The sequence below is a fragment of the Bacillus sp. RB3 genome (genome assembly GCF_030164735.1).
GTDB classification, from domain to species: domain Bacteria; phylum Bacillota; class Bacilli; order Bacillales; family Bacillaceae_G; genus Bacillus_A; species Bacillus_A cereus.
In genome coordinates this window covers 36492-56198 of the sequence record NZ_JASNGE010000005.1, presented here as the reverse complement: position 1 = coordinate 56198, position 19707 = coordinate 36492, and the positions used below count along the sequence as shown (strand labels likewise).

Here is a 19707-nt window from a genome sequence, read left to right as displayed (position 1 = left end):
ACGCACGGTTATGTACACATGTCAAGACAACTTATTATAATAGAAAAAGCCACCTTTTCGTTGGCTTTTTCATATGCAACGGCTCCTTTTTCTTTTGCCAATTGCTGAAATGATTTTTTCGATTTCACAATCCATACTTTCGTTCCAATTGGAATGCGATCAAACAAATATTCCACATCGTTTTTCTTCATTCTTATACACCCTTGTGAAATATACTTTCCAATTGAACTCGGTTGGTTTGTTCCATGTATTCCATATTTACTTCCATCAGTTCCTCTTGCATTAAATCCAATCCACCTTGACCCAAGTGGATTTTTTGGCGATCCACCTGGAATATCCTTCGCAATGTAATACGGATCCTTTGCTTTCATTACAACATCAAAATTTCCTTCTGGAGTTAATTCATTCGTTTTCCCTGTCGCTACTGGAAAAACCTTTTGAATCTTTCCATCGTCAATGTAAGCTAATTTATTCGTTGCTTTATTTACAATAATAAAAGGATCTCCGGCACGTGGATTATCCCCAAGAGGCCAAATCGGCGATAAAGAAAGACATAATATGATAGAGAGAAGATACGGCATAGATAATTCCTACCTTCTATATAAGTTCTTTTATATTATCCTTTCCCTTAAAGCGACTTTTAATGAGTAAATATTGTTCCATTTCATACACAAGTTGAACAAGTTTCGCACGTATCTCAAATTCTTCGCGTGTAGCTGGCAATGGCATGTCTCTAAATAATTCCCTCATTTCTTGAAGCTGCCTTAAGGAAATAACGCCAGTACTCTCAGGGCTAATAGCATTACCAATGTTTTCAACAACATCTGCAATCATGTCAGCTTGTTCATATGTCCACGATAAAGAAGCTGCTAGTGGTATCATTCGCTCTAAAATTTCGAATTGTTGCATACGCATATTAAAATAACGATAGTAATAATCATCTTCTCGCATAAATGCATTCTCAAGTTTTTTAAACGATAAATCTCTTGCTTCATTTAACATATTCTCGGTTTCAATGAGTTCTGCTCCACTCCAACTACTTTCTCGATTTCGTAAATACACAACCATTTCAAACAAAATCGTTTTAAAATTATTCTCTATTTTATCCTGATACTCTTTTAGCTTATTTTCACTACTCGGCATATACATATTTACTAATAACGCCACGCTAATCCCTATCGTTAATATAGCAATTTCATTTCCAACTATAAGCCATGTAATTTGCTTCAATGAATATAGATGCATAACAATAACTGAACTCGTGACAATACCTTCTTGAATTTTAAGCATTACTGCAGTCGGAATAAATGTAAGTAACAATATGCTAATTGCAAGTGGTGTATAGCCAATCGTTTCAAAAATACAAAACGCGAATGCCATTGATAATACACACGCTAGAAAACGATGTAACGACACTTGAAGTGATTTGCGCTTCGTATTTTGTACACATAAAATAACTAAAATGCCTGCTGAACTATAAAATTCTAACCCTAATAACTGAGCAATAAAAACTGCCGCACCTGTCCCTATTGCTGTTTTTACTGTACGATATCCAATTTTAAACATATCATTACTCCTATATGTATAAACGTATTTACAGCTAGTATAAAAAAAGGATGACACAATGTCATCCTTTTCTACTTATTATTCACATAACCTTTTCATATTACAATATTTTTTGTAAAAATTGTTGCGCACGTTCACTTTTCGGCGCTGCAAAAAATTCTTCTGGCGCACTATCTTCTACAAGCTTTCCTCCGTCCAAGAAAAGAACACGATCTGCCACTTCTTTTGCAAAGCCCATTTCATGTGTAACGATAGCCATCGTCATTCCTGTCGTAACTAACGATTTCATAACTTCTAACACTTCTTTCACCATCTCTGGATCTAGCGCCGATGTCGGTTCATCAAATAACATAACTTCCGGTTCCATCGCTAACGCTCTTGCAATTGCTACACGTTGCTTTTGTCCTCCCGAAAGACGATTTGGATACGTATCTTTTTTATCTACTAATCCAACCTTTTCTAAAAGTTTCTCAGCTTTCTTTTCAGCTTCTTGCTTCGTTACCCCTTTTACATTGATAGGAGCATACGTAATATTTTCTAATACAGTCATATGAGGAAATAAGTGAAAATGTTGAAATACCATACCGACATTTTCACGAACATGCATAACATTCGTTTTCGGATTCGTTACTTCTTCCGTCCCAATCCAAATGTGACCATCCGTTGGTGCTTCTAACATATTCATACAACGTAAAAATGTTGATTTTCCTGATCCAGAAGGCCCTATAATTGCGACTACTTCCCCTTTTTCAATTGTTGTTGTAATTCCTTTTAATACTTCGTTTTTACCAAATGATTTATGAAGGTTTTCAATTTTAATCACTTTTCTTCATTCTCCCTTCAATTGCCTTCCCGACTAATGTAAGAATAATGACTAACATATAATAAATCAGTCCAACAAAAAGTAATGGTTCAAGATATTTAAATGTCTCACCGCCTACAATGTAAGCACGACGCATTAAATCAGTCGCGCCTATTACTGTTACTACAGCCGATTCTTTCGTAAGTGTCGCAAATTCGTTCACAAGCGCTGGTAATATATTTTTTAATGCTTGAGGGAAAATAATATTTCTCATCATTTTTCCGTACGGTATCCCTAAAGCCATTGCTGCTTCTGTTTGTCCTTTATCAACCGCTTGAATACCAGCACGAATTACTTCTGACATGTATGCACCTGAATTCAAGCTAAATGCAAGTACAGCAGCTAAAAATGCTGGTATTTCATAACCAATTATTTGTGGGACACCGAAATAAATAATCATTAATTGCAATACAAGGGGTGTACCACGAAAAATTGATGTATAAAAATCTGCTGCTATATTTAATGCTCGTATTCTAGCAATTTTACAAAGTGCTAATAGCGTTCCTAAAATAAATCCTGCTAAAGCTGATACTGCTACAATTTTCAAAGTAACTTCTAAACCTTTTAGTATATATGGTATCGAAGGCGTAATCGCCGAAAAATCTAAGTTCATTCTTTTCATTCCCCTCACAGAAAAGTGAAAGGCAGCTTATTTTCCGCTGCCAAACCATTTCTTCACTAATTTATCCATTTCTCCATTTTCTTGCATTTTTTTAATTACTTTATTAAATTCAGCTGTTTTATCACTGTTTTTCGGAAGGGCAATTGCTGCTCCAACTTCTTCTGGTGCTTCTTTAATTTCAATTCCTTGTAAATCTTTCATTTTCTCTAAATAATTTTTAGCAACTGTATCTTCTATAATTGCAGCGTCAAAACGACCAGCTTTAATTTCTTGTACGATTTCTGGTATACGGTCACGTCCCTCAACTTGGAAATCTACTTGTTTTTTAAATTCTGAAGCTTTCTCTTCTTGAATAGACCCTGTTTGTACCCCTACTTTTTTCCCTTTTAAATCCTCTACAGATTTAATGTTAGAATCCTTTTTAGAAACGACCATATTTTTCGCAACAAAATAAATATCTGTAAAATCAACATTATTTTTACGCTCTGCAGTTGGCGTCATACCTGCCATTACGAAATCAACTTTTCCTGAACTAAGAGATGCTAATAAACCACCAAAATCCATATCTTTCACTTTCACTTCATACCCAAGTTCTTTTCCGATATATTTAGCAACATCAACATCAAAGCCAATAATTTCATCGCTCTTTGACGCATCTACATATTCATAAGGTTTATAATCTGCTGAAGTTCCCATTACGAGTACTTTTTTATTTCCTTTTGTTTTTTTCGATTCCTCATTACTACAAGCGCTGAATATACTTACAATTAAAATAAGTGCAAACGATATTGATACTAACTTCTTCATCTTTCTTCCCCCTAATAATGTATATTTAAAAGTTTAATAGAATATTTATTCGATGTTTGTATTGTATCAGCACTTTTATTTTTATGCAATATATAAAATAAAAATAAATAACGAAACAATATAAACACTGTTTGTTATGTATAAAATGATGCATAAAACAACATAACTATGCATATCTCAGAAATTTTAATAATAAATAAAAAAGGCGGCACATCCACTTGATTGTGGACGTGCCGCCTTTTCTCTTATTTTTTATAGTTCTTCACAATTCTCTTCGAAATATGATTGTAGTTTCGCAATAACTTGCATCGGTTCATGACCTTCAATTTCATGACGCTCTACCATCGTTACAATTTTTCCATCTTTTAATAAAGCAAATGATGGAGAAGAAGGTGGGTACCCTTCGAAATATTCACGCGCTCTTGCTGTCGCTTCTTTATCTTGGCCTGCAAACACCGTTACAAGGTGGTTAGGACGTTTATCATAATGTACGGAATGCGCAGCAGCAGGACGAGCAATACCACCTGCACAACCACATACAGAGTTTACCATTACAAGTGTTGTTCCATTTCTTTTAAACGCTTCTTCTACCGCTTCCGGCGTCGTCAATTCTGTATATCCAGCAGAGACAATCTCTTCACGCGCTTGGCGGACAACATCATTCATAAAAAAGTTAAAATTAATCACTCTTTTCCCTCCTCTAAAACTACCTATTTGTATCTTACCAGTTAATGTTTATGAAATACAAGTAAGTTTACTTGTATTTAAGTATAGAAAAGGTGTTAGAGCTCTTGCTCTAACACCTTTTCTTTAATGACCACGATGTTTTTTCTTTGCTTTTTGTACTTTCATTAAACGTCTTCTTTCTTTTTCAGCTTCTCGCTTCTCTTTAGACTGCACTTTCTTTTCTTGTTTATGCAATTCATAAGATAAACTAATCGCCTCTTGCGCCTTAGTAAAACGTTTAATATTTATTTCTTTTGCTGCTTGTCGTATGATACGCTTTATGTTTTTAGGACGCTGTTTTTCTTTAACTTCTACACCACATTTTGCAAAGTGCTGAAAATGCTCTAAAAGTGAACCATTCACAAACATAAGCACTTCTTCATCTGACGGTTCCGCCCCAAAAATATACCTCGCCCCATACAATTTCCCTTTTTCTTTACATGTAATGATTCCAACAAAAAATTGGCCATCGTGATATACTGTCAAATCCATTGACAGCCCCTCCTTTAAAATATTAGAAATACGGGACATCCCGGAGGGGAAGGTTACTGACATGAAATCATGCGTCTGGACTACCAACCAGAGCTGTGTTTTTGTATTTCTTTCACTATTATTATATCTTTTTTTCCATAATCTTCATATATTCAGCAATCATTTTTTTATGCGATCCTACAATATAGTCAGGTAGTTCTGTTACTGAAAAGAATTTAAGCTGAACTGCTTCTTCTTTATTCATAACAAAATCCCCTTCGTATTCATCCGTATAATAGGCGGTTGTTACAGATTGAAATTCATCACCGTTTTCTAATTTTGTAAAGTAGTTCGCTCCAGAAAATACATTGATTAGTCGCAAGTTCTTCACTTTTATTCCTGTCTCTTCATATACTTCACGATAAGCTGTTTCTTCTGGTGATTCACTAAGCTCCATTAGCCCGCCAGGTAGCCCCCATTTTCCGTACGGCTCTGTCCGCTGCTGCAATAAAACATATCCATTTTCATTTATAACGAGTACAACAGCACCAACTAAAATTAAAGGGCGATGACCAACTATTTTTCGTAATTCTTCTACATATCCCACCGTATCGCCTCCTTTTTCGTTGTCCACACTATTGTATCATATGTTCGAAACGACAAAATGCGTATATTTTTCATTTTTTTAACAAAATATTTATTTTATGTGATTCATCTACTGTAGCTAACATAATAGATTCCACTTCTGTACTCTCCTCTAGAAATTCTCTCGCCCACGCTTCTGTTTTTCCTAATAATGCAAGAACATCTTTCTGTATCCTCCCATCCTTTACTAATACAAAAGAAACTGGAGATTTTTTTCCCGCCACTTTAAGATCAAGCCGCGAAACTGCTTCATATTCTGGATACCGAAATATAGAAACGACACCGTTCGCTTCCCATAATGCTAATTTAATCGTTTGAATATCGCTCACATTTCGCATACGAAGTTCCGAAAACAAATATTCCACGGTAATTCTCGCCTTTTTCAAATTGCTAAAATCAATGGAACCATTGTGTATAAGAATAATAGGTGCTGGCTCTAAAAAACGTCTCCATCTATCCCATTTCAGCATTAAAACTGAGCTTATAATATGAAGTACAACAAGTATGAACGTTGTAATCATCGAGCCCAGTAACCCTACTTTTTCATCAGACAATGCGTTAGAAATATTCCCACCAAGCAATAACACTAATACAACATCTAAAAAACGAAGTTGTGCGATAGACCTTTGCCCCATCGCTTTCGCAACTAATATTAAAAATATGTATGCTATAATAGCCCGAATAACCCATTCACTATTAGAAAGATGCCGTGCTCCTTCAAAAATATGCATATGCATCACTTTGCACTCCTTACCCGTCTCAAACTGCTATCCTGTTTTAGTTTGCAACGTTTATGAGCATATATGTAAAAAAGCTGGTTCGTTTAAAAACGAACCAGCTTTTTTTACTTAACTGAAAACATATATTTTTTATACGTTTTCCGTACCGATAGTATGAGCCCCATCATAATCATATTTGAGAATAAGGAACTTCCCCCATACGATAAGAAAGGTAATGCAATACCTTTTACAGGCATTAATCCAACGATCATACCGATGTTTTGGAATATTTGAACTGTTAATATACCGATTGATCCAGCGCATAATAATGTACCAAATAAATTATCAGCGGAATAACCAATAATAATTGTTCGATATAGTAGTAATAGGAACAAGAAGACAACTAAGGCTGCTACGATAAATCCACCTTCTTCGGCAATTGTAGCGAAAATAAAGTCAGTATGCTTCTCTGGGATATAGACGCTTCCTCCACCGTATCCTTTACCTTCCATTCCTCCACTACCTACAGCTAAAATCGATTGCTGTGTTTGATAACCTTGATCTGCATTTTCAAATGGATTTAACCAACCTACAATACGCGACTGTTGGTGAGGTTTTAGTAAAGTAACTAACTTATTATAGAAAAAATCTGGATACTTAAAGAAAATAAATATTAAAGCAGATAATATGGTCAACGGAATAACTGTACATAATGCTATCAATTTCTTTTGAATACCTGACATAAATAAAATACATGCAATAGCAGCAGCATATAAGAACACCATACCTGTATCAGGTTGACTATATACAACAGCCATAGGCGGAAGAGAAACTAGCATAATTTTACCTACTAATTTTAAATCCGTTTGGAATGTCCTTGCCATATACTGCGCATTATGTTTCACAGCTATGCTTGCTACTACAAGAAGCAATGCAATTTTGAAAAACTCAGACGGCTGAATTTGTCCAAGTACTGGAAAAACGAACCATCTTTTTGCACCTAATTTTTCAGGTGTGAAGGTGGAAACCGGTAGTATTTTCAAAAGAATAAGTGAACCAAACCCGGCAATATAAAGTGGCCAAGATAATTTTTGCAATTGATCTAAGTCGATGCTTGCAACAAGAAGTAACAATACAACCCCAATTATGTAGTTAACACCTTGTTTCATAGCAAAGTTTGCAGCTCCATACTGTCCCGTTTGCTGACTGCTATATATAGCAGCTATACTCGTCACACATAGTGCACACAAAATTAAAATTAATTTTACATCTAAACTTTTTAGAAACTCGGTACTTCTTTTCATGACATCCTCCTGAAACATTGTTACGGCAAAAATAAAAAACCAGGAGTCAACATTCTTCATGTTTTGACGACTGATTACACATTATCTATAAAACACTTATATAGAATAACTCTCTTTTTCATACAATACAATATATTATACTACAGTTTCATCAGTAAGATTTGCCAAAAAAATTATTCTTTTCTTATTTTATATCCATATACCATATATCAGCAATGTATTTTCGTAAATTCCTAATACATAATCGTTTATTGTAAGATTACTGGGAAAGATATTTATACATATAGTAGGATGTAGATGAAGAAATAAGATAATAAAAAGCTCGCATAAGCGAGCTTTTTATTAATATACAGATGTATTATTTTCTGACATGTTTTCTAAAATTTCTTTAACACGTCCTAAGAACTTACCACAAATTAAACCATCAAGTACTCGGTGATCAAGTGATAAACATAAGTTAACCATATCACGAGCACCGAACATACCGTTATCCATAATTACTGGGCGTTTTACAATTGATTCAACTTGTAAAATAGCCGCTTGTGGGTAATTAATAATACCCATAGATTGAACAGAACCGAATGATCCTGTGTTATTAATTGTAAATGTTCCACCTTGCATTTCGTCTGCTTTTAACGATTTCGTACGTACTTTTCCTGCAAGTTCTGTAATTTCACGAGCGATACCTTTAATTGTTTTCTCGTCCGCTTGCTTAATTACTGGTACAAATAGTTCTTCCTCTGTTGCAACAGCGATAGAAAGGTTAATATCTTTCTTCTGAACAATTTTATCGCCAGCCCACATTGAATTAATTTGAGGATACTCTTTTAACGCTTGTGCTACTGCTTTTACGAAGAAAGCAAAGAACGTTAAGTTAAAGCCTTCACGCTTCTTAAAGTCACCTTTAATTGAGTTACGGTATGACACAAGGTTTGTCACATCTACTTCAATCATCATCCAAGCATGTGGTGCTTCGTGTTTACTACGTAACATGTTTGCTGCGATTGCTTTACGCACACCTGTTACTGGAATTTCGATATCTCCAGGCATTGTAGGTACAGAAACTGGTTTCGCAGCTTCTACTTTTTGCGCTACTGGTGCTGCTTTTGGTGCTTCTGGGCGAGCTTCTACTACTGCCGCTACAGCTTCCTCTTTCTTCGCCGCACCTGCTTGTGGGATATTTCCAGATTCCACTAGCTTTAAAATATCTTTACGAGTGATACGGCCGTTTGCTCCCGTACCTTCTACTAGATCTAAATCAACGTTATGCTCACCCGCAAGCTTTAACACAGCTGGTGAAAAACGTGGTTTTCCATCAGTTGGTTGTTTTACTTTCGGTGCTTTTTCAGACGTAGCTACTTCTGCCTTTGATTCTTCTTTAGTTTTTTCCTCAACAGCTGTTGCTGCTACTTCATCTGCGCCTTCTACTTGAATAACACAAACTACTTCACCTACAGCTAACGTATCACCTTCACCAGCGATTAACTCTTTCACAACACCCGTGAAAGAAGATGGTACTTCAGCATTTACTTTATCAGTCATTACTTCTGCAAGCGGATCATACTTATTTACGTGATCGCCAACATTAACGAGCCATTTACTAATTGTGCCCTCTGTAACGCTCTCCCCGAGCTGAGGCATTGTAATATTTTCTACAGCCATGTATAGTCCCCCCGATTAAAATTCCGCAAGTTCACGCATTGCTTTTTCAACTTTATCTGGATTTACCATAAAGAATTTTTCCATTGTTGGTGCATATGGCATTGCTGGAACGTCTGGACCTGCAAGACGTGCGATTGGCGCATCTAAATCAAATAGACAGTTTTCAGCGATAATTGCTGCCACTTCACTCATAATGCTTCCTTCTTTATTGTCTTCTGTTACAAGAAGAACTTTACCTGTTTTAGAAGCTGCTTCAATGATTGCTTCTTTATCTAATGGATATACAGTACGTAAATCAAGAATGTGTGCAGAGATGCCATCTTGTGCTAACTTTTCAGCCGCTTGAAGAGCAAAATGAACACATAATCCGTACGTGATAACTGTAATATCATCACCTTCACGTTTTACATCTGCTTTTCCGATTGGTAATACGTAGTCATCCTCTGGTACTTCACCTTTAATTAAACGATATGCACGTTTATGTTCGAAGAATAATACTGGATCTTCATCACGAATGGCTGCTTTTAATAAGCCTTTTGCATCATATGGTGTAGAAGGGATAACGATTTTTAAACCTGGTTGGTTTGCAAACATCGCTTCTACAGATTGTGAATGATACAATGCACCGTGAACCCCCCCGCCAAATGGTGCACGGATTGTAACTGGACAAGTCCAATCATTATTAGAACGATAACGAATTTTTGCTGCCTCAGAAACAATTTGGTTTACTGCTGGCATGATGAAATCAGCAAACTGCATTTCAGCGATTGGACGCATACCATACATTGCTGCACCAATTGCTACCCCAGCAATTGCAGATTCTGCAAGCGGTGCATCAAGCGCACGATCTTCACCAAATTGGTCATACAAACCGTGTGTCGCTTTAAACACGCCACCTTTTTTACCAACATCTTCTCCTAAAACGAATACTTTCTCATCGCGTTCCATTTCTTCGCGCATTGCTAATGTAATAGCATCAATATAAGACATTACAGCCATGAAACGTTCCCCCCTATTCTGCGTATACGTGCTTCAATGCATCTTCAGGTGCTGCATACGGAGCATTTTCTGCATATTCTGTTGCTTCATTTACGATATGCATAATTTCGTCTAACATTTGTTTTTCGGATTCCTCAGTTAACACACCAGCTTCTTTTAAATAAGCTGCGAATGTTATAATTGAATCTTTTTTCTTTGCTTCTTCTACTTCTTCTTTATCACGATAAACACGATCATCATCGTCACTAGAATGTGCTGTTAAACGATATGATACTGTTTCAATTAAAGTTGGTCCTTCACCACGACGACCGCGATCTGCTGCTTCTTTTACAGCTTTATATACTGAAAGTGGATCGTTTCCGTCTATTGTATATCCAGGCATACCGTAACCAATCGCACGATCTGATACGTTTTTACATGCTAATTGTTTTTCAACTGGAATAGAGATTGCATATTTGTTATTTTCACACATAAAAATAACAGGTAGTTTGTGTACACCAGCAAAGTTTGCCCCTTCATGGAAGTCACCTTGGTTTGAAGAACCTTCTCCAAATGTAACGAACGTTACTAAATCTTTCTTCTCCATTTTTCCAGCTAGTGCAATACCAACTGCATGTGGTACTTGTGTTGTTACTGGAGATGAACCTGTAACAATACGATTTTTCTTTTGACCGAAGTGACCAGGCATTTGACGACCACCAGAGTTTGGATCTCCAGCTTTCGCAAAAGCAGACAACATAAGCTCTTTAGCTGTCATACCAAATGCTAGTACAACACCCATATCACGGTAGTATGGTAATGCATAATCTTTCTCTCTATCAAGAGCGAACGCCGCTCCAACTTGTGCAGCCTCTTGTCCTTGACAAGAAATTACGAATGGAATTTTACCAGCGCGGTTTAATAACCACATACGTTCGTCAATTTTACGTGCAAGTAACATCGTACGGAACATTTCTAATACTTGCTCATCACTTAAGCCAAGCTCTTCATGGCGCTTTTCTTTTACTTCTGCCATTTTTCATAACCTCCTAAATCCACATTTTTATGCGTGTAACGCTCTTCCATCTACAGCAAGTGCTGCTTCACCAATCGCCTCAGATAATGATGGATGCGGATGAATTGTATGTGCTACTTCCCAAGGTGTTGCATCAAGTACTCTTGCAAGACCCGCTTCAGAAATCATATCTGTTACATGTGGTCCAATCATATGAACACCAAGAATGTCATTTGTCTCTTCATCAACTACAAGTTTTACGAAACCATCTGATTCTCCGTATACAAGTGCCTTTCCGATTGCGCGGAATGAGAACTTACCTATTTTTAACTTATAGCCTTTTTCTTTCGCTTCTTGTTCTGTTAAACCGACAGAAGCAACTTCTGGACTGCTATATACGCATTTTGATACCATAGAGTAATCAATTGGTGTAACTTCTTTCCCTGCAATATGTTCTACTGCAGCAATTCCTTCATGAGAAGCAACGTGAGCAAGTTGCAGGCCACCGATTACATCTCCAATTGCGTAAATATGCGATTCTTTCGTTTGATAAAACTCATTTGTTTGAATGTATCCTTTTTCCACAACGATATCTGTGTTCTCTAAGCCAATATTTTGCGTATTCGCTTGTCTTCCTACAGATACAAGCATTTTTTCTGCTTTAAATTCTTTATTTTCACCGTTGTGTTCAGCTTGGATTGTTACTTCATTATCTTTTACCAATGTTTCTGGTAATACTTTTGCACCAGTTACCACTTTAATACCTTTTTTCTTGAATAGACGTTGCATTTCTTTTGAAACGTCTTGATCTTCTAGTGGTAATATTGTTTTTGCATACTCTAATACTGTAACTTCTACACCGAAGTCAGCAAGCATAGATGCCCACTCAATACCGATTACACCGCCACCAACGATAATAATCGAACTAGGAAGCGTTTCCATTTTTAGGGCATGATCTGAAGACATTACGTACTCTCCGTCTAATTCTAAACCTGGTAATGAATTTGGACGAGAACCTGTTGCAATAAGTACATTTTTTGGAATTAACATTTCATTCTCTTCTCCACTTGCAAGTTCAACTGAAATTGTCCCTGGCATCGGAGAGAAAATAGATGGGCCAAGAATACGGCCAATACCTTCAAACACATCAATTTTACCTTGTTTCATTAAGTGTTGAACGCCTTTATGAAGCTGCGTTACAATCTTCTCTTTACGCTCTTGTACTTTCGCAAAGTTTAGTTCTACATTGCTTGCAATAACTCCGAACTCTTCGCTTTTTTTAGCAGTTGCATATACTTCCGCACTACGTAAAAGAGCTTTACTAGGGATACATCCTTTGTGTAAACAAGTACCACCAAGATTTTCTTTTTCGACTAGTGCAGTTTTTAACCCTAGTTGTGATGCACGAATTGCAGCAACATATCCACCAGTACCGCCGCCAACGATGACTAAATCATATTCTTTTGCCATTATCTCAACCCCTAGCTACCGTTTCTTTTTCACGTACAACATATTCTTTTGGAGCTTCTTCTTCACGTAATACACGAAGTGCTCCTTCTGCTAACGCTTCTAACTCATCTTCGCCTGGATGTACGATAACATCTGCAATCCAGTCCACTCGCTCTTTTATTTCATCGACAAGAATTTTACTGTATGCCAGTCCACCAGTTAATACGATTGCATCGATTTTCCCGTGAAGTACAGCGCTAGCTCCGCCAATCTCTTTTGCAACTTGATATGCCATTGCTTTATAAATAAGAGTTGCTTCAGGATCACCTTTTTCAACCATTTTCTCTACTTTAATCGCATCATTTGTACCGATTAAACTTACAAGTCCACCTTGTCCGACAAGCTTTTTAATCATTTCATCTCGGTAATACTCACCAGAGAAACACATTTCTACTAGTTGCCCTACTGGTACTGTACCAGCACGCTCTGGACTAAATGGTCCTTCTCCGTTTAAACCGTTATTCACATCGATTACTCTTCCTTTTTTATGAGCACCAACTGTAATACCACCGCCCATATGTGTAACTAATAAATTTAAATCCTCATATTTGTGGTTTAACTGTTCGGCTACTTTACGAGCAACTGCTTTTTGATTTAATGCATGGAAGATACTTTTACGTTCCATACCAGCAATACCACTTATACGAGCAACTGGCTCCATCTCATCTACAACGACAGGATCCACAATAAATGCAGGAATGTTTAATCCAGAAGCAATTTCATATGCTAAAATGCCTCCAAGGTTTGAAGCGTGATGACCGCTAAACCCATTTTTTAAATCTTCTAACATCGCATCGTTTACTGTATACGTACCGCCTTCGATTGGACGAAGTAATCCACCACGTCCACAAACAGCGTTTAATTTTGAAATGTTAATACCATGAGAATGTAGAACTTCTAAAATCGTTTCTTTTCGAAACTCATATTGGTCGATAATTCGCTTGTATTTCCCAATCTGTTCTACGTCATGACGAATCGTTTCTTCTAAAACGGGTCTTTCATTATCAAAAACACCAATTTTTGTGGATGTACTACCTGGGTTAATAACAAGAATTCGATTTACAGACAATGTTGCTACCTCCACTAATAAATTTAAAAGGAAGTGGAAACCTCATAAGAGGTAACCACGCCTTTTGTAAAAGTTATATATGAATGATTAGCGACGGCTAATAATATCGTGACCGTTGCGTAAGTAAGTGCTACGAGAATTTTTCAAGCTTGCAATGCGCTCTTCAGCTAGACGATCTGCCGCTACATAAGTTGCTATGCCATCGCGTTTTGAAATTTCGATTACTTTTGCAATTGTGTCATAAATAGACTCAACACGTTTTAGTGCACGTTCTCTATTGTATCCATATAATTCGTCTGCTACGTTAATTACGCCACCTGCATTAATTACATAATCTGGTGCGTATACAATACCCATTTCATGAATGATGTCACCGTGACGATTTTCTTTTAATTGGTTATTTGCAGAACCTGCGATTACTTTTGCTTTAAGTTGTGGAATAGTTTCATCATTAACTGTTGCGCCTAATGCACATGGTGCGTAAATATCGCATTCAACACCGTAAATTTCATTTGGTTCAACTGCTGATGCACCGAATTCTTCTACAGCACGTTGTACAGCTTCTTTATTAATATCTGTAACGATTAATTTTGCTCCTTCAGCGTGTAAATGTTTGCATAGGTGATATGCTACGTTACCAACGCCTTGAACAGCAATTACTTTTCCTTCTAAATTATCAGTACCGAAAGCTTCTTTTGCAGCTGCTTTCATACCACGGTAAACACCGTATGCAGTTACTGGAGATGGGTTACCAGAAGAACCGAATGATGGTGAGATACCTGTTACAAAGTCAGTTTCTTCATGGATAATATCCATATCATCTACTGTTGTACCAACATCTTCAGCTGTAATGTAACGTCCGTTTAGTCCTTGGATATAACGTCCTAGTGCACGGAACATTGCTTCGCTCTTATCTTTACGAGGATCACCGATAATTACTGTTTTCGCACCACCTAAGTTTAAACCAGCTGCTGCGTTTTTGTATGTCATCCCTTTTGCAAGACGCAATGCATCTTCAATCGCCGCTTCTTCAGAATCATATGTCCACATTCTTGTTCCACCAAGAGCCGGTCCAAGTGTTGTATCATGAATTGCAATAATTGCTTTTAAACCAGATTCTTTATCTTGACAAAATACTACTTGCTCATAATCATATTTTTCTAAGTATTCGAAGATTTCTAATGTCATTGTCGTTTCCCCCTAATGTTTTACCCTTTTTGGTTTATTTTGAAGCAGTCGCAACTGCCAATGCTAATGAATATACTTTTGTTTCTGCTGAATCAGCACGAGATGTTAAAACAATCGGTGCTTTTGCGCCAGCAATCATTGCTCCTACTTTTGCATCCGCAAAGTATACGAGTGATTTATATAGCACATTTCCAGCTTCAATCGTTGGGACGAGTAAAATATCTGCCTTACCTGCTACATCACTTACTATGCCTTTATGCTCTGCTGCAATTTGTGATACTGCATTATCTAAAGCAAGTGGTCCATCAACGATACAATCTTTAATTTGTCCGCGGCGATTCATTTGTGTTAACATCGCTGCATCAATTGTCGCCTGCATCGCTGGATTCACAACTTCTACTGCTGCGATTGGTGCCACTTTGGGCAAGTCGATTCCTATTGCCTGGGCAACTTCTACAGTATTTTGTATAATAGCAGCTTTTTGTGTTACGTCAGGTGCGATGTTCATCGCTGCATCTGTAACGAAAATAAGACGGTCGTAATTTTGAACTTCAAATGCTGCTACATGTGAAAGTACGCTACCTTTACGTAGGCCCCACTCTTTGTTTAACACAGCCTTCAAAATATTCGCTGTTGGGATGTTCCCCTTCATAAGCACATCTGCTTCACCATTTCTCACAGCTTTAACAGAAAGTTCTGCAGCTTCAGCACTAGACATTGCTGCAATCACTTCAACATGTTCTGAAGTTTGTAAACCATGTTCTTGTAGCATCCCCATTATTTTTTCTTGATTTCCATATAGACGAAATTGAGCTAGCTGTAATTTAATTGCTTTCGCTACAGCTTCAATTACTTCATGATCTTCAGCTACTGCTACAGCCACAGTTTTTTTAGGCTTTCCTGCTGCTTGATCAATTAAGTATTCTAACTTCATATTTTGTAATCAACCCTTTCCGTCGTCCCTCGTCTATTTATAAAGCAAATACCGTGCCAACTTTTAAAAGTGGTCTTACCAATAATGAAAACGCATTCAAAATGCAGTAAAATCAATACTTTGGAAAATGACGAAAGATTCTGTCTTATTTTGTCACTTTTTGTATACCATGCAATAAATTGCACGGTACGCAATTTATTGCATGCTATTTTTTGCATGGTCATACTTTTCTAGCTTGTAATATAAATTTCGAACGGAAATTCCTAACGCTTTTGCAGTTTGTGTTTTATTCCCATCAAATCTCTCCAAATATTCATAAATAATATTCCCTTCAAACTCTGTCACTAAATGTTCAAGTGGCTTTTCTTCTAATTCAGGTAATAAATGAGATTGCTTTGACTCCACCTGCTCTTCATTATGTAATGGCGGTAAATGGTGTACATCAATATAGGTCTCGTTATAATTCATAAAGATAATAGCTCTCCCCAGAATATTTTCAAGTTCCCTCACATTCCCTGGCCATTCGTATGATTGTAAATATAAAATGGCTGAATCAGTGAGCCCTTCTACATTACGACCGTAATCTTGATTAATTTTTTGAATCAATCTGTCCGCAATTGTCGGTATATCTCCTTTACGTTGACGAAGAGATGGAATTTGAATTGGGATTTTATTTAATCGATAATATAAATCTTCCCTAAACTTCCCTTCTAGAATAGCCTTTTCTAAATTCACATGTGTCGCTGCAATTACTCGAACATTAATAGGTATCGCTTTCGTTCCACCAACTTTTACAATTTCTTTTTCCTGCAATACACGAAGGAGTTTCGCTTGTGTATTTGCAGACAACTCCCCTATTTCATCTAAAAAAATACTACCGTTATTCGCTTCCTCAAAGAACCCACGTTTCCCGCCTCTTTTCGCTCCAGAAAACGCCCCTTCCTCATAACCAAATAATTCACTTTCTAACAACGTCTCCGAAATGGCCGCACAGTTTACACGGACGAACTTATTGTATTTTCGATTACTTCCATTATGGATTGCATGTGCAAACAATTCTTTACCAGTCCCAGATTCCCCGCGTAACAGTACTGTTGCTGGTGTATTCGCTCCTAGCTTCGCCTGTTCGATAGCTGCCGTTGTTTCATCTGAATTTCCGACAATATCATCAAATGAATATTTCGCTTCTAATGTGCGAATAATTTGCCTTGCTCTATTCAATTCATTTGTTAATTTTTGAATTTCCGACACGTCACGGATAACACCGACGCTTCCTTTCAATATTCCATCCACAATAACTGGTGCTACGTTTACAATTACATCTCGCTTTTTTTGCCCAATCTTCATATGTATTCCGCGCACCGCACGACGCGTTCGAAGTACTTTCATATGCATACTTTCGCCTTCTACAATATCAGTTGTAGCAGGCTTCCCAATAATATCTTCTTCTGTTAAACCCGTTAATTTCGTATATGCTGGGTTAATGACTAAACCTCTTCCTTTTTCATCCACAACCGAAATCGCTTCTTCAGATGAGTTAATAATTGCCTCTAATAGTGTTTGAATTTCTTTTAAGTCTGTAACTTCTTCCGCAAGATCTACAACTTCTGTTATATCTTTAAAAATTGCAAATGCCCCTTGTACCTCTCCTCCTTCTTTTAATATTGGAATACGCGTTGTAATAATTTTCTTTCCATTCTCTAATGTCAGTTCATAATTTACTTCTATTTGTTTCGTACGTATAATGCGAAGTAATTTACTAGTTGGAATAACTTCTAAAATATACTTTCCTATCGCCTCTTCTTTTTTATATCCGATAATACGCTCTGCACTTTTATTAAAAAGACGAACTTGTCCCTCTCGATCAATTACAATCATGCCGTCATGTGTAGAATTTAAAATTAATTCTCCTTGTTGCGTCTGTTCCTCTAACCGCCCAATTAGCCCTTCCTTCTCATGCGCTAATCCTGTAACAATTTTTGCGATATCACCTGGTATAAGAAGAGTGTCTTTTTTCTTTTTTTCTAATAAAACTTTATGTACATCATCTTCACCTGTCATATCAAATATTACATCGATATGCATAGAAAGAAATGGAGTTACACTTTCTCCAATTGCAATCCCGTATTCCTTAGCAATTTGTAGTCCTTTTGCCAACGGATTTATATCAATAATCCCTATAATTTGAAATATATTCGAACTTTGTAACAGATTCAGCAGCGCGCTCCCGCCTTCACCTGCACCAACAATTAATACTTTTTGTTTCATATATTACACTTCCTCTCGAAGTAACTCTGCAAATTTTTTCACACCCTTATCTTACTCGTTCAGCACCCTCTTGACAAACCCCCTTTCCGTATAACATCATTAAAATATACGAAATAATCTGAAAAGGAGCGTTATGTATGCAGCGTTACGTTGCTCTACTATTAGCACTCATCCCTATTTCATTAGCTGTGTTTGGTATAAAGTTAATGAGAGATACTGTATTCGGGATTCTATTTCCACCAATTTCCATACTATGGTTACAATTTTTAATCGGCGCTCTCTGCTTCGCGCTCGGGTTTTATATCTTTGGTGGCTTCGTCTTGCACCGAGATCGCAAACGAAATAAAGTACAAGCTCGCTTTAGAAGATAGGAATGCCCCACTATTTATAAATAAAAAAATGAGACCGTTACACGCGGTCTCATTTTTTTATTGGCAATAACGTTCTTGCCGTTTCAGGGTAATCAGTAATAATCGCCGATATATTCATATCAAAATATTTACGCATAAGCGTTTCTTCATTAATTGTATAAGGTCGAACTTCTACACCACTTTCCATCGTTAGTTCGGCAATAGCATCTTGAAGATAACGATAATTCGGATGTACTGCTGTAGCCCCCATTTTTTTCGCGTATGCCCACGGACTATGCAAACCTTCGCGATATAAAATTGCTGTTTGAATATCAGGAGCCATCATATGGCACCGTTTCATACTGTAGTGATTAAACGAAGAAAATATAACACGATCCTCTAGACTAAATTTCCGTACAAGCGTTATAACTTCTTCCTCTAAACCTCTGTATGGAATTTTATTATTTTTAAGTTCAATATTAAGTAGCAAACTCGTTTGTTCAAGCCATTCTAATACCTCTTCTAAAAGTGGTATTTTACAAAAACCTACTTTATCACCAAATTTATAACTTGCATCTAACTTGCATAAGTCCTCATATACATAATTCCGAACCGCACCTTTTCCATTTGTTGTCCGGTCCACCGTTTCATCGTGAATGACGACAACTTTTCCATCTTTCGTTAATTGAACATCAAGTTCAATTCCATCTGCTCTAAAAGACTCAGCTGCTTCAAATGAAATCATTGTATTTTCTGGGTACGTTCCAGCCGCACCACGATGTGCAAATATAAGAGTCATCCTCACTCCCCCAATCTTATGCTATACTATACGAAAAAGGAGGTACTTCTATGAGACCATTACAAATCTCTCCAGATACTGCAGTCCGCTTATCAAAAGCACTAGGTGTTCCACTTGAACAACTCATGCATATGCCGCAGCACATTTTAATTCAAAAACTAGTTGAATTAGAAAAACAAAATAAAGACGAAGAATAATACAGTCCTGTTTTTT

The 19707-nt window shown here is 36.9% G+C and carries 20 protein-coding genes and 1 pseudogene; 2 read left to right on the top strand and 19 right to left on the bottom strand.

Annotation, left to right across the window (positions count from 1 at the left end):
* Window positions 1-21 precede the first annotated feature (21 nt).
* From QO049_RS09280 to QO049_RS09195, 18 genes and pseudogenes are all read right to left on the bottom strand, one after another.
* Window positions 22-581: pseudogene (locus tag QO049_RS09280) on the bottom strand (L,D-transpeptidase).
* Window positions 582-597: 16 nt separating this feature from the next.
* Window positions 598-1566 (bottom strand): aromatic acid exporter family protein, encoded by a 969-nt coding sequence (locus QO049_RS09275; RefSeq protein WP_000472665.1) that lies wholly within the window; start codon window positions 1564-1566, stop codon window positions 598-600.
* 100 nt (window positions 1567-1666) lie between these two features.
* Window positions 1667-2389 (bottom strand): amino acid ABC transporter ATP-binding protein, encoded by a 723-nt coding sequence (locus QO049_RS09270; protein WP_000590202.1) that lies wholly within the window; start codon window positions 2387-2389, stop codon window positions 1667-1669.
* Window positions 2382-3041, bottom strand: a complete 660-nt coding sequence (locus tag QO049_RS09265; RefSeq protein ID WP_001046915.1) for an amino acid ABC transporter permease — start codon at window positions 3039-3041, stop codon at window positions 2382-2384. The genes QO049_RS09270 and QO049_RS09265 overlap by 8 nt, the downstream gene beginning before the upstream one ends.
* A 36-nt stretch (window positions 3042-3077) precedes the next feature.
* A complete protein-coding gene (locus QO049_RS09260; protein WP_284489257.1) occupies window positions 3078-3857 on the bottom strand; it encodes a transporter substrate-binding domain-containing protein in 780 nt (259 codons plus the stop codon).
* 252 nt (window positions 3858-4109) lie between these two features.
* Window positions 4110-4523, bottom strand: a complete 414-nt coding sequence (locus tag QO049_RS09255; protein WP_001979317.1) for a BrxA/BrxB family bacilliredoxin — start codon at window positions 4521-4523, stop codon at window positions 4110-4112.
* 144 nt (window positions 4524-4667) lie between these two features.
* Complete coding sequence (locus QO049_RS09250; RefSeq protein ID WP_246961182.1) at window positions 4668-5075, bottom strand: YjdF family protein; 408 nt, start codon at window positions 5073-5075, stop codon at window positions 4668-4670.
* Window positions 5076-5196: 121 nt separating this feature from the next.
* A complete protein-coding gene (locus QO049_RS09245; protein WP_000542555.1) occupies window positions 5197-5661 on the bottom strand; it encodes an NUDIX hydrolase in 465 nt (154 codons plus the stop codon).
* Window positions 5662-5731: 70 nt separating this feature from the next.
* Entirely contained in the window at window positions 5732-6436 is a 705-nt protein-coding gene (locus QO049_RS09240; protein WP_069605392.1) for a DUF421 domain-containing protein, read from the bottom strand.
* 107 nt (window positions 6437-6543) lie between these two features.
* A complete protein-coding gene (locus QO049_RS09235) occupies window positions 6544-7722 on the bottom strand; it encodes an FtsW/RodA/SpoVE family cell cycle protein (RefSeq protein WP_000831182.1) in 1179 nt (392 codons plus the stop codon).
* A 342-nt stretch (window positions 7723-8064) separates the two neighbouring features.
* Window positions 8065-9384 (bottom strand): dihydrolipoamide acetyltransferase family protein, encoded by a 1320-nt coding sequence (locus QO049_RS09230; protein WP_000257681.1) that lies wholly within the window; start codon window positions 9382-9384, stop codon window positions 8065-8067.
* Between the two features lie 15 nt (window positions 9385-9399).
* Window positions 9400-10383, bottom strand: coding sequence for a 3-methyl-2-oxobutanoate dehydrogenase subunit beta (gene bfmBAB, locus QO049_RS09225; protein WP_000290071.1), 984 nt, complete (start codon window positions 10381-10383; stop codon window positions 9400-9402).
* Window positions 10384-10396: 13 nt separating this feature from the next.
* Window positions 10397-11398, bottom strand: a complete 1002-nt coding sequence (gene bfmBAA, locus QO049_RS09220; RefSeq protein WP_246961184.1) for a 3-methyl-2-oxobutanoate dehydrogenase subunit alpha — start codon at window positions 11396-11398, stop codon at window positions 10397-10399.
* A gap of 27 nt (window positions 11399-11425) precedes the next feature.
* The gene (lpdA, locus tag QO049_RS09215) at window positions 11426-12847 is read right to left on the bottom strand and encodes a dihydrolipoyl dehydrogenase (protein WP_246961187.1); all 1422 of its coding nucleotides are present in this window, start codon (window positions 12845-12847) and stop codon (window positions 11426-11428) included.
* A 4-nt stretch (window positions 12848-12851) separates the two neighbouring features.
* On the bottom strand, window positions 12852-13955 hold the full coding sequence (buk, locus tag QO049_RS09210; RefSeq protein WP_000115780.1) for a butyrate kinase: 1104 nt from the start codon (window positions 13953-13955) through the stop codon (window positions 12852-12854).
* Window positions 13956-14042: 87 nt separating this feature from the next.
* Complete coding sequence (locus tag QO049_RS09205; RefSeq protein WP_000171357.1) at window positions 14043-15143, bottom strand: leucine dehydrogenase; 1101 nt, start codon at window positions 15141-15143, stop codon at window positions 14043-14045.
* A 34-nt stretch (window positions 15144-15177) separates the two neighbouring features.
* Window positions 15178-16077, bottom strand: a complete 900-nt coding sequence (gene yqiS / locus QO049_RS09200; RefSeq protein ID WP_000764670.1) for a phosphate butyryltransferase — start codon at window positions 16075-16077, stop codon at window positions 15178-15180.
* Window positions 16078-16272: 195 nt separating this feature from the next.
* Complete coding sequence (locus QO049_RS09195; protein ID WP_246961190.1) at window positions 16273-18345, bottom strand: sigma-54 interaction domain-containing protein; 2073 nt, start codon at window positions 18343-18345, stop codon at window positions 16273-16275.
* Between the two features lie 137 nt (window positions 18346-18482).
* Between QO049_RS09195 and QO049_RS09190 the strand changes: the two genes are divergently transcribed.
* A complete protein-coding gene (locus QO049_RS09190) occupies window positions 18483-18716 on the top strand; it encodes a DUF2627 domain-containing protein (protein ID WP_001190210.1) in 234 nt (77 codons plus the stop codon).
* A 49-nt stretch (window positions 18717-18765) separates the two neighbouring features.
* Here the strand turns inward: QO049_RS09190 and QO049_RS09185 are convergent, their stop codons facing one another.
* The gene (locus tag QO049_RS09185; protein WP_000172580.1) at window positions 18766-19494 is read right to left on the bottom strand and encodes a glycerophosphodiester phosphodiesterase; all 729 of its coding nucleotides are present in this window, start codon (window positions 19492-19494) and stop codon (window positions 18766-18768) included.
* A gap of 50 nt (window positions 19495-19544) precedes the next feature.
* Here QO049_RS09185 and QO049_RS09180 point away from each other — a divergent pair, with 50 nt between their 5' ends.
* On the top strand, window positions 19545-19691 hold the full coding sequence (locus tag QO049_RS09180; protein WP_001247671.1) for a YycC family protein: 147 nt from the start codon (window positions 19545-19547) through the stop codon (window positions 19689-19691).
* Window positions 19692-19707: the final 16 nt, after the last annotated feature.

What these genes read in the sequence shown, in the direction of transcription:
- QO049_RS09260 (WP_284489257.1), bottom strand. Translation starts at nt 3,857, where the DNA reads ATGAAGAAGTTAGTATCAATATCGTTTGCACTTATTTTAATTGTAAGT.
- yqiS (WP_000764670.1), bottom strand. Translation starts at nt 16,077, where the DNA reads ATGAAGTTAGAATACTTAATTGATCAAGCAGCAGGAAAGCCTAAAAAA.
- QO049_RS09230 (WP_000257681.1), bottom strand. Translation starts at nt 9,384, where the DNA reads ATGGCTGTAGAAAATATTACAATGCCTCAGCTCGGGGAGAGCGTTACA.
- QO049_RS09255 (WP_001979317.1), bottom strand. Translation starts at nt 4,523, where the DNA reads ATGAATGATGTTGTCCGCCAAGCGCGTGAAGAGATTGTCTCTGCTGGA.
- QO049_RS09265 (WP_001046915.1), bottom strand. Translation starts at nt 3,041, where the DNA reads ATGAACTTAGATTTTTCGGCGATTACGCCTTCGATACCATATATACTA.
- bfmBAB (WP_000290071.1), bottom strand. Translation starts at nt 10,383, where the DNA reads ATGGCTGTAATGTCTTATATTGATGCTATTACATTAGCAATGCGCGAA.
- bfmBAA (WP_246961184.1), bottom strand. Translation starts at nt 11,398, where the DNA reads ATGGCAGAAGTAAAAGAAAAGCGCCATGAAGAGCTTGGCTTAAGTGAT.
- QO049_RS09235 (WP_000831182.1), bottom strand. Translation starts at nt 7,722, where the DNA reads ATGAAAAGAAGTACCGAGTTTCTAAAAAGTTTAGATGTAAAATTAATT.
- QO049_RS09195 (WP_246961190.1), bottom strand. Translation starts at nt 18,345, where the DNA reads ATGAAACAAAAAGTATTAATTGTTGGTGCAGGTGAAGGCGGGAGCGCG.
- QO049_RS09205 (WP_000171357.1), bottom strand. Translation starts at nt 15,143, where the DNA reads ATGACATTAGAAATCTTCGAATACTTAGAAAAATATGATTATGAGCAA.
- QO049_RS09185 (WP_000172580.1), bottom strand. Translation starts at nt 19,494, where the DNA reads ATGACTCTTATATTTGCACATCGTGGTGCGGCTGGAACGTACCCAGAA.
- QO049_RS09250 (WP_246961182.1), bottom strand. Translation starts at nt 5,075, where the DNA reads ATGGATTTGACAGTATATCACGATGGCCAATTTTTTGTTGGAATCATT.
- QO049_RS09190 (WP_001190210.1), top strand. Translation starts at nt 18,483, where the DNA reads ATGCAGCGTTACGTTGCTCTACTATTAGCACTCATCCCTATTTCATTA.
- QO049_RS09275 (WP_000472665.1), bottom strand. Translation starts at nt 1,566, where the DNA reads ATGTTTAAAATTGGATATCGTACAGTAAAAACAGCAATAGGGACAGGT.
- lpdA (WP_246961187.1), bottom strand. Translation starts at nt 12,847, where the DNA reads ATGGCAAAAGAATATGATTTAGTCATCGTTGGCGGCGGTACTGGTGGA.
- QO049_RS09240 (WP_069605392.1), bottom strand. Translation starts at nt 6,436, where the DNA reads ATGCATATGCATATTTTTGAAGGAGCACGGCATCTTTCTAATAGTGAA.
- QO049_RS09180 (WP_001247671.1), top strand. Translation starts at nt 19,545, where the DNA reads ATGAGACCATTACAAATCTCTCCAGATACTGCAGTCCGCTTATCAAAA.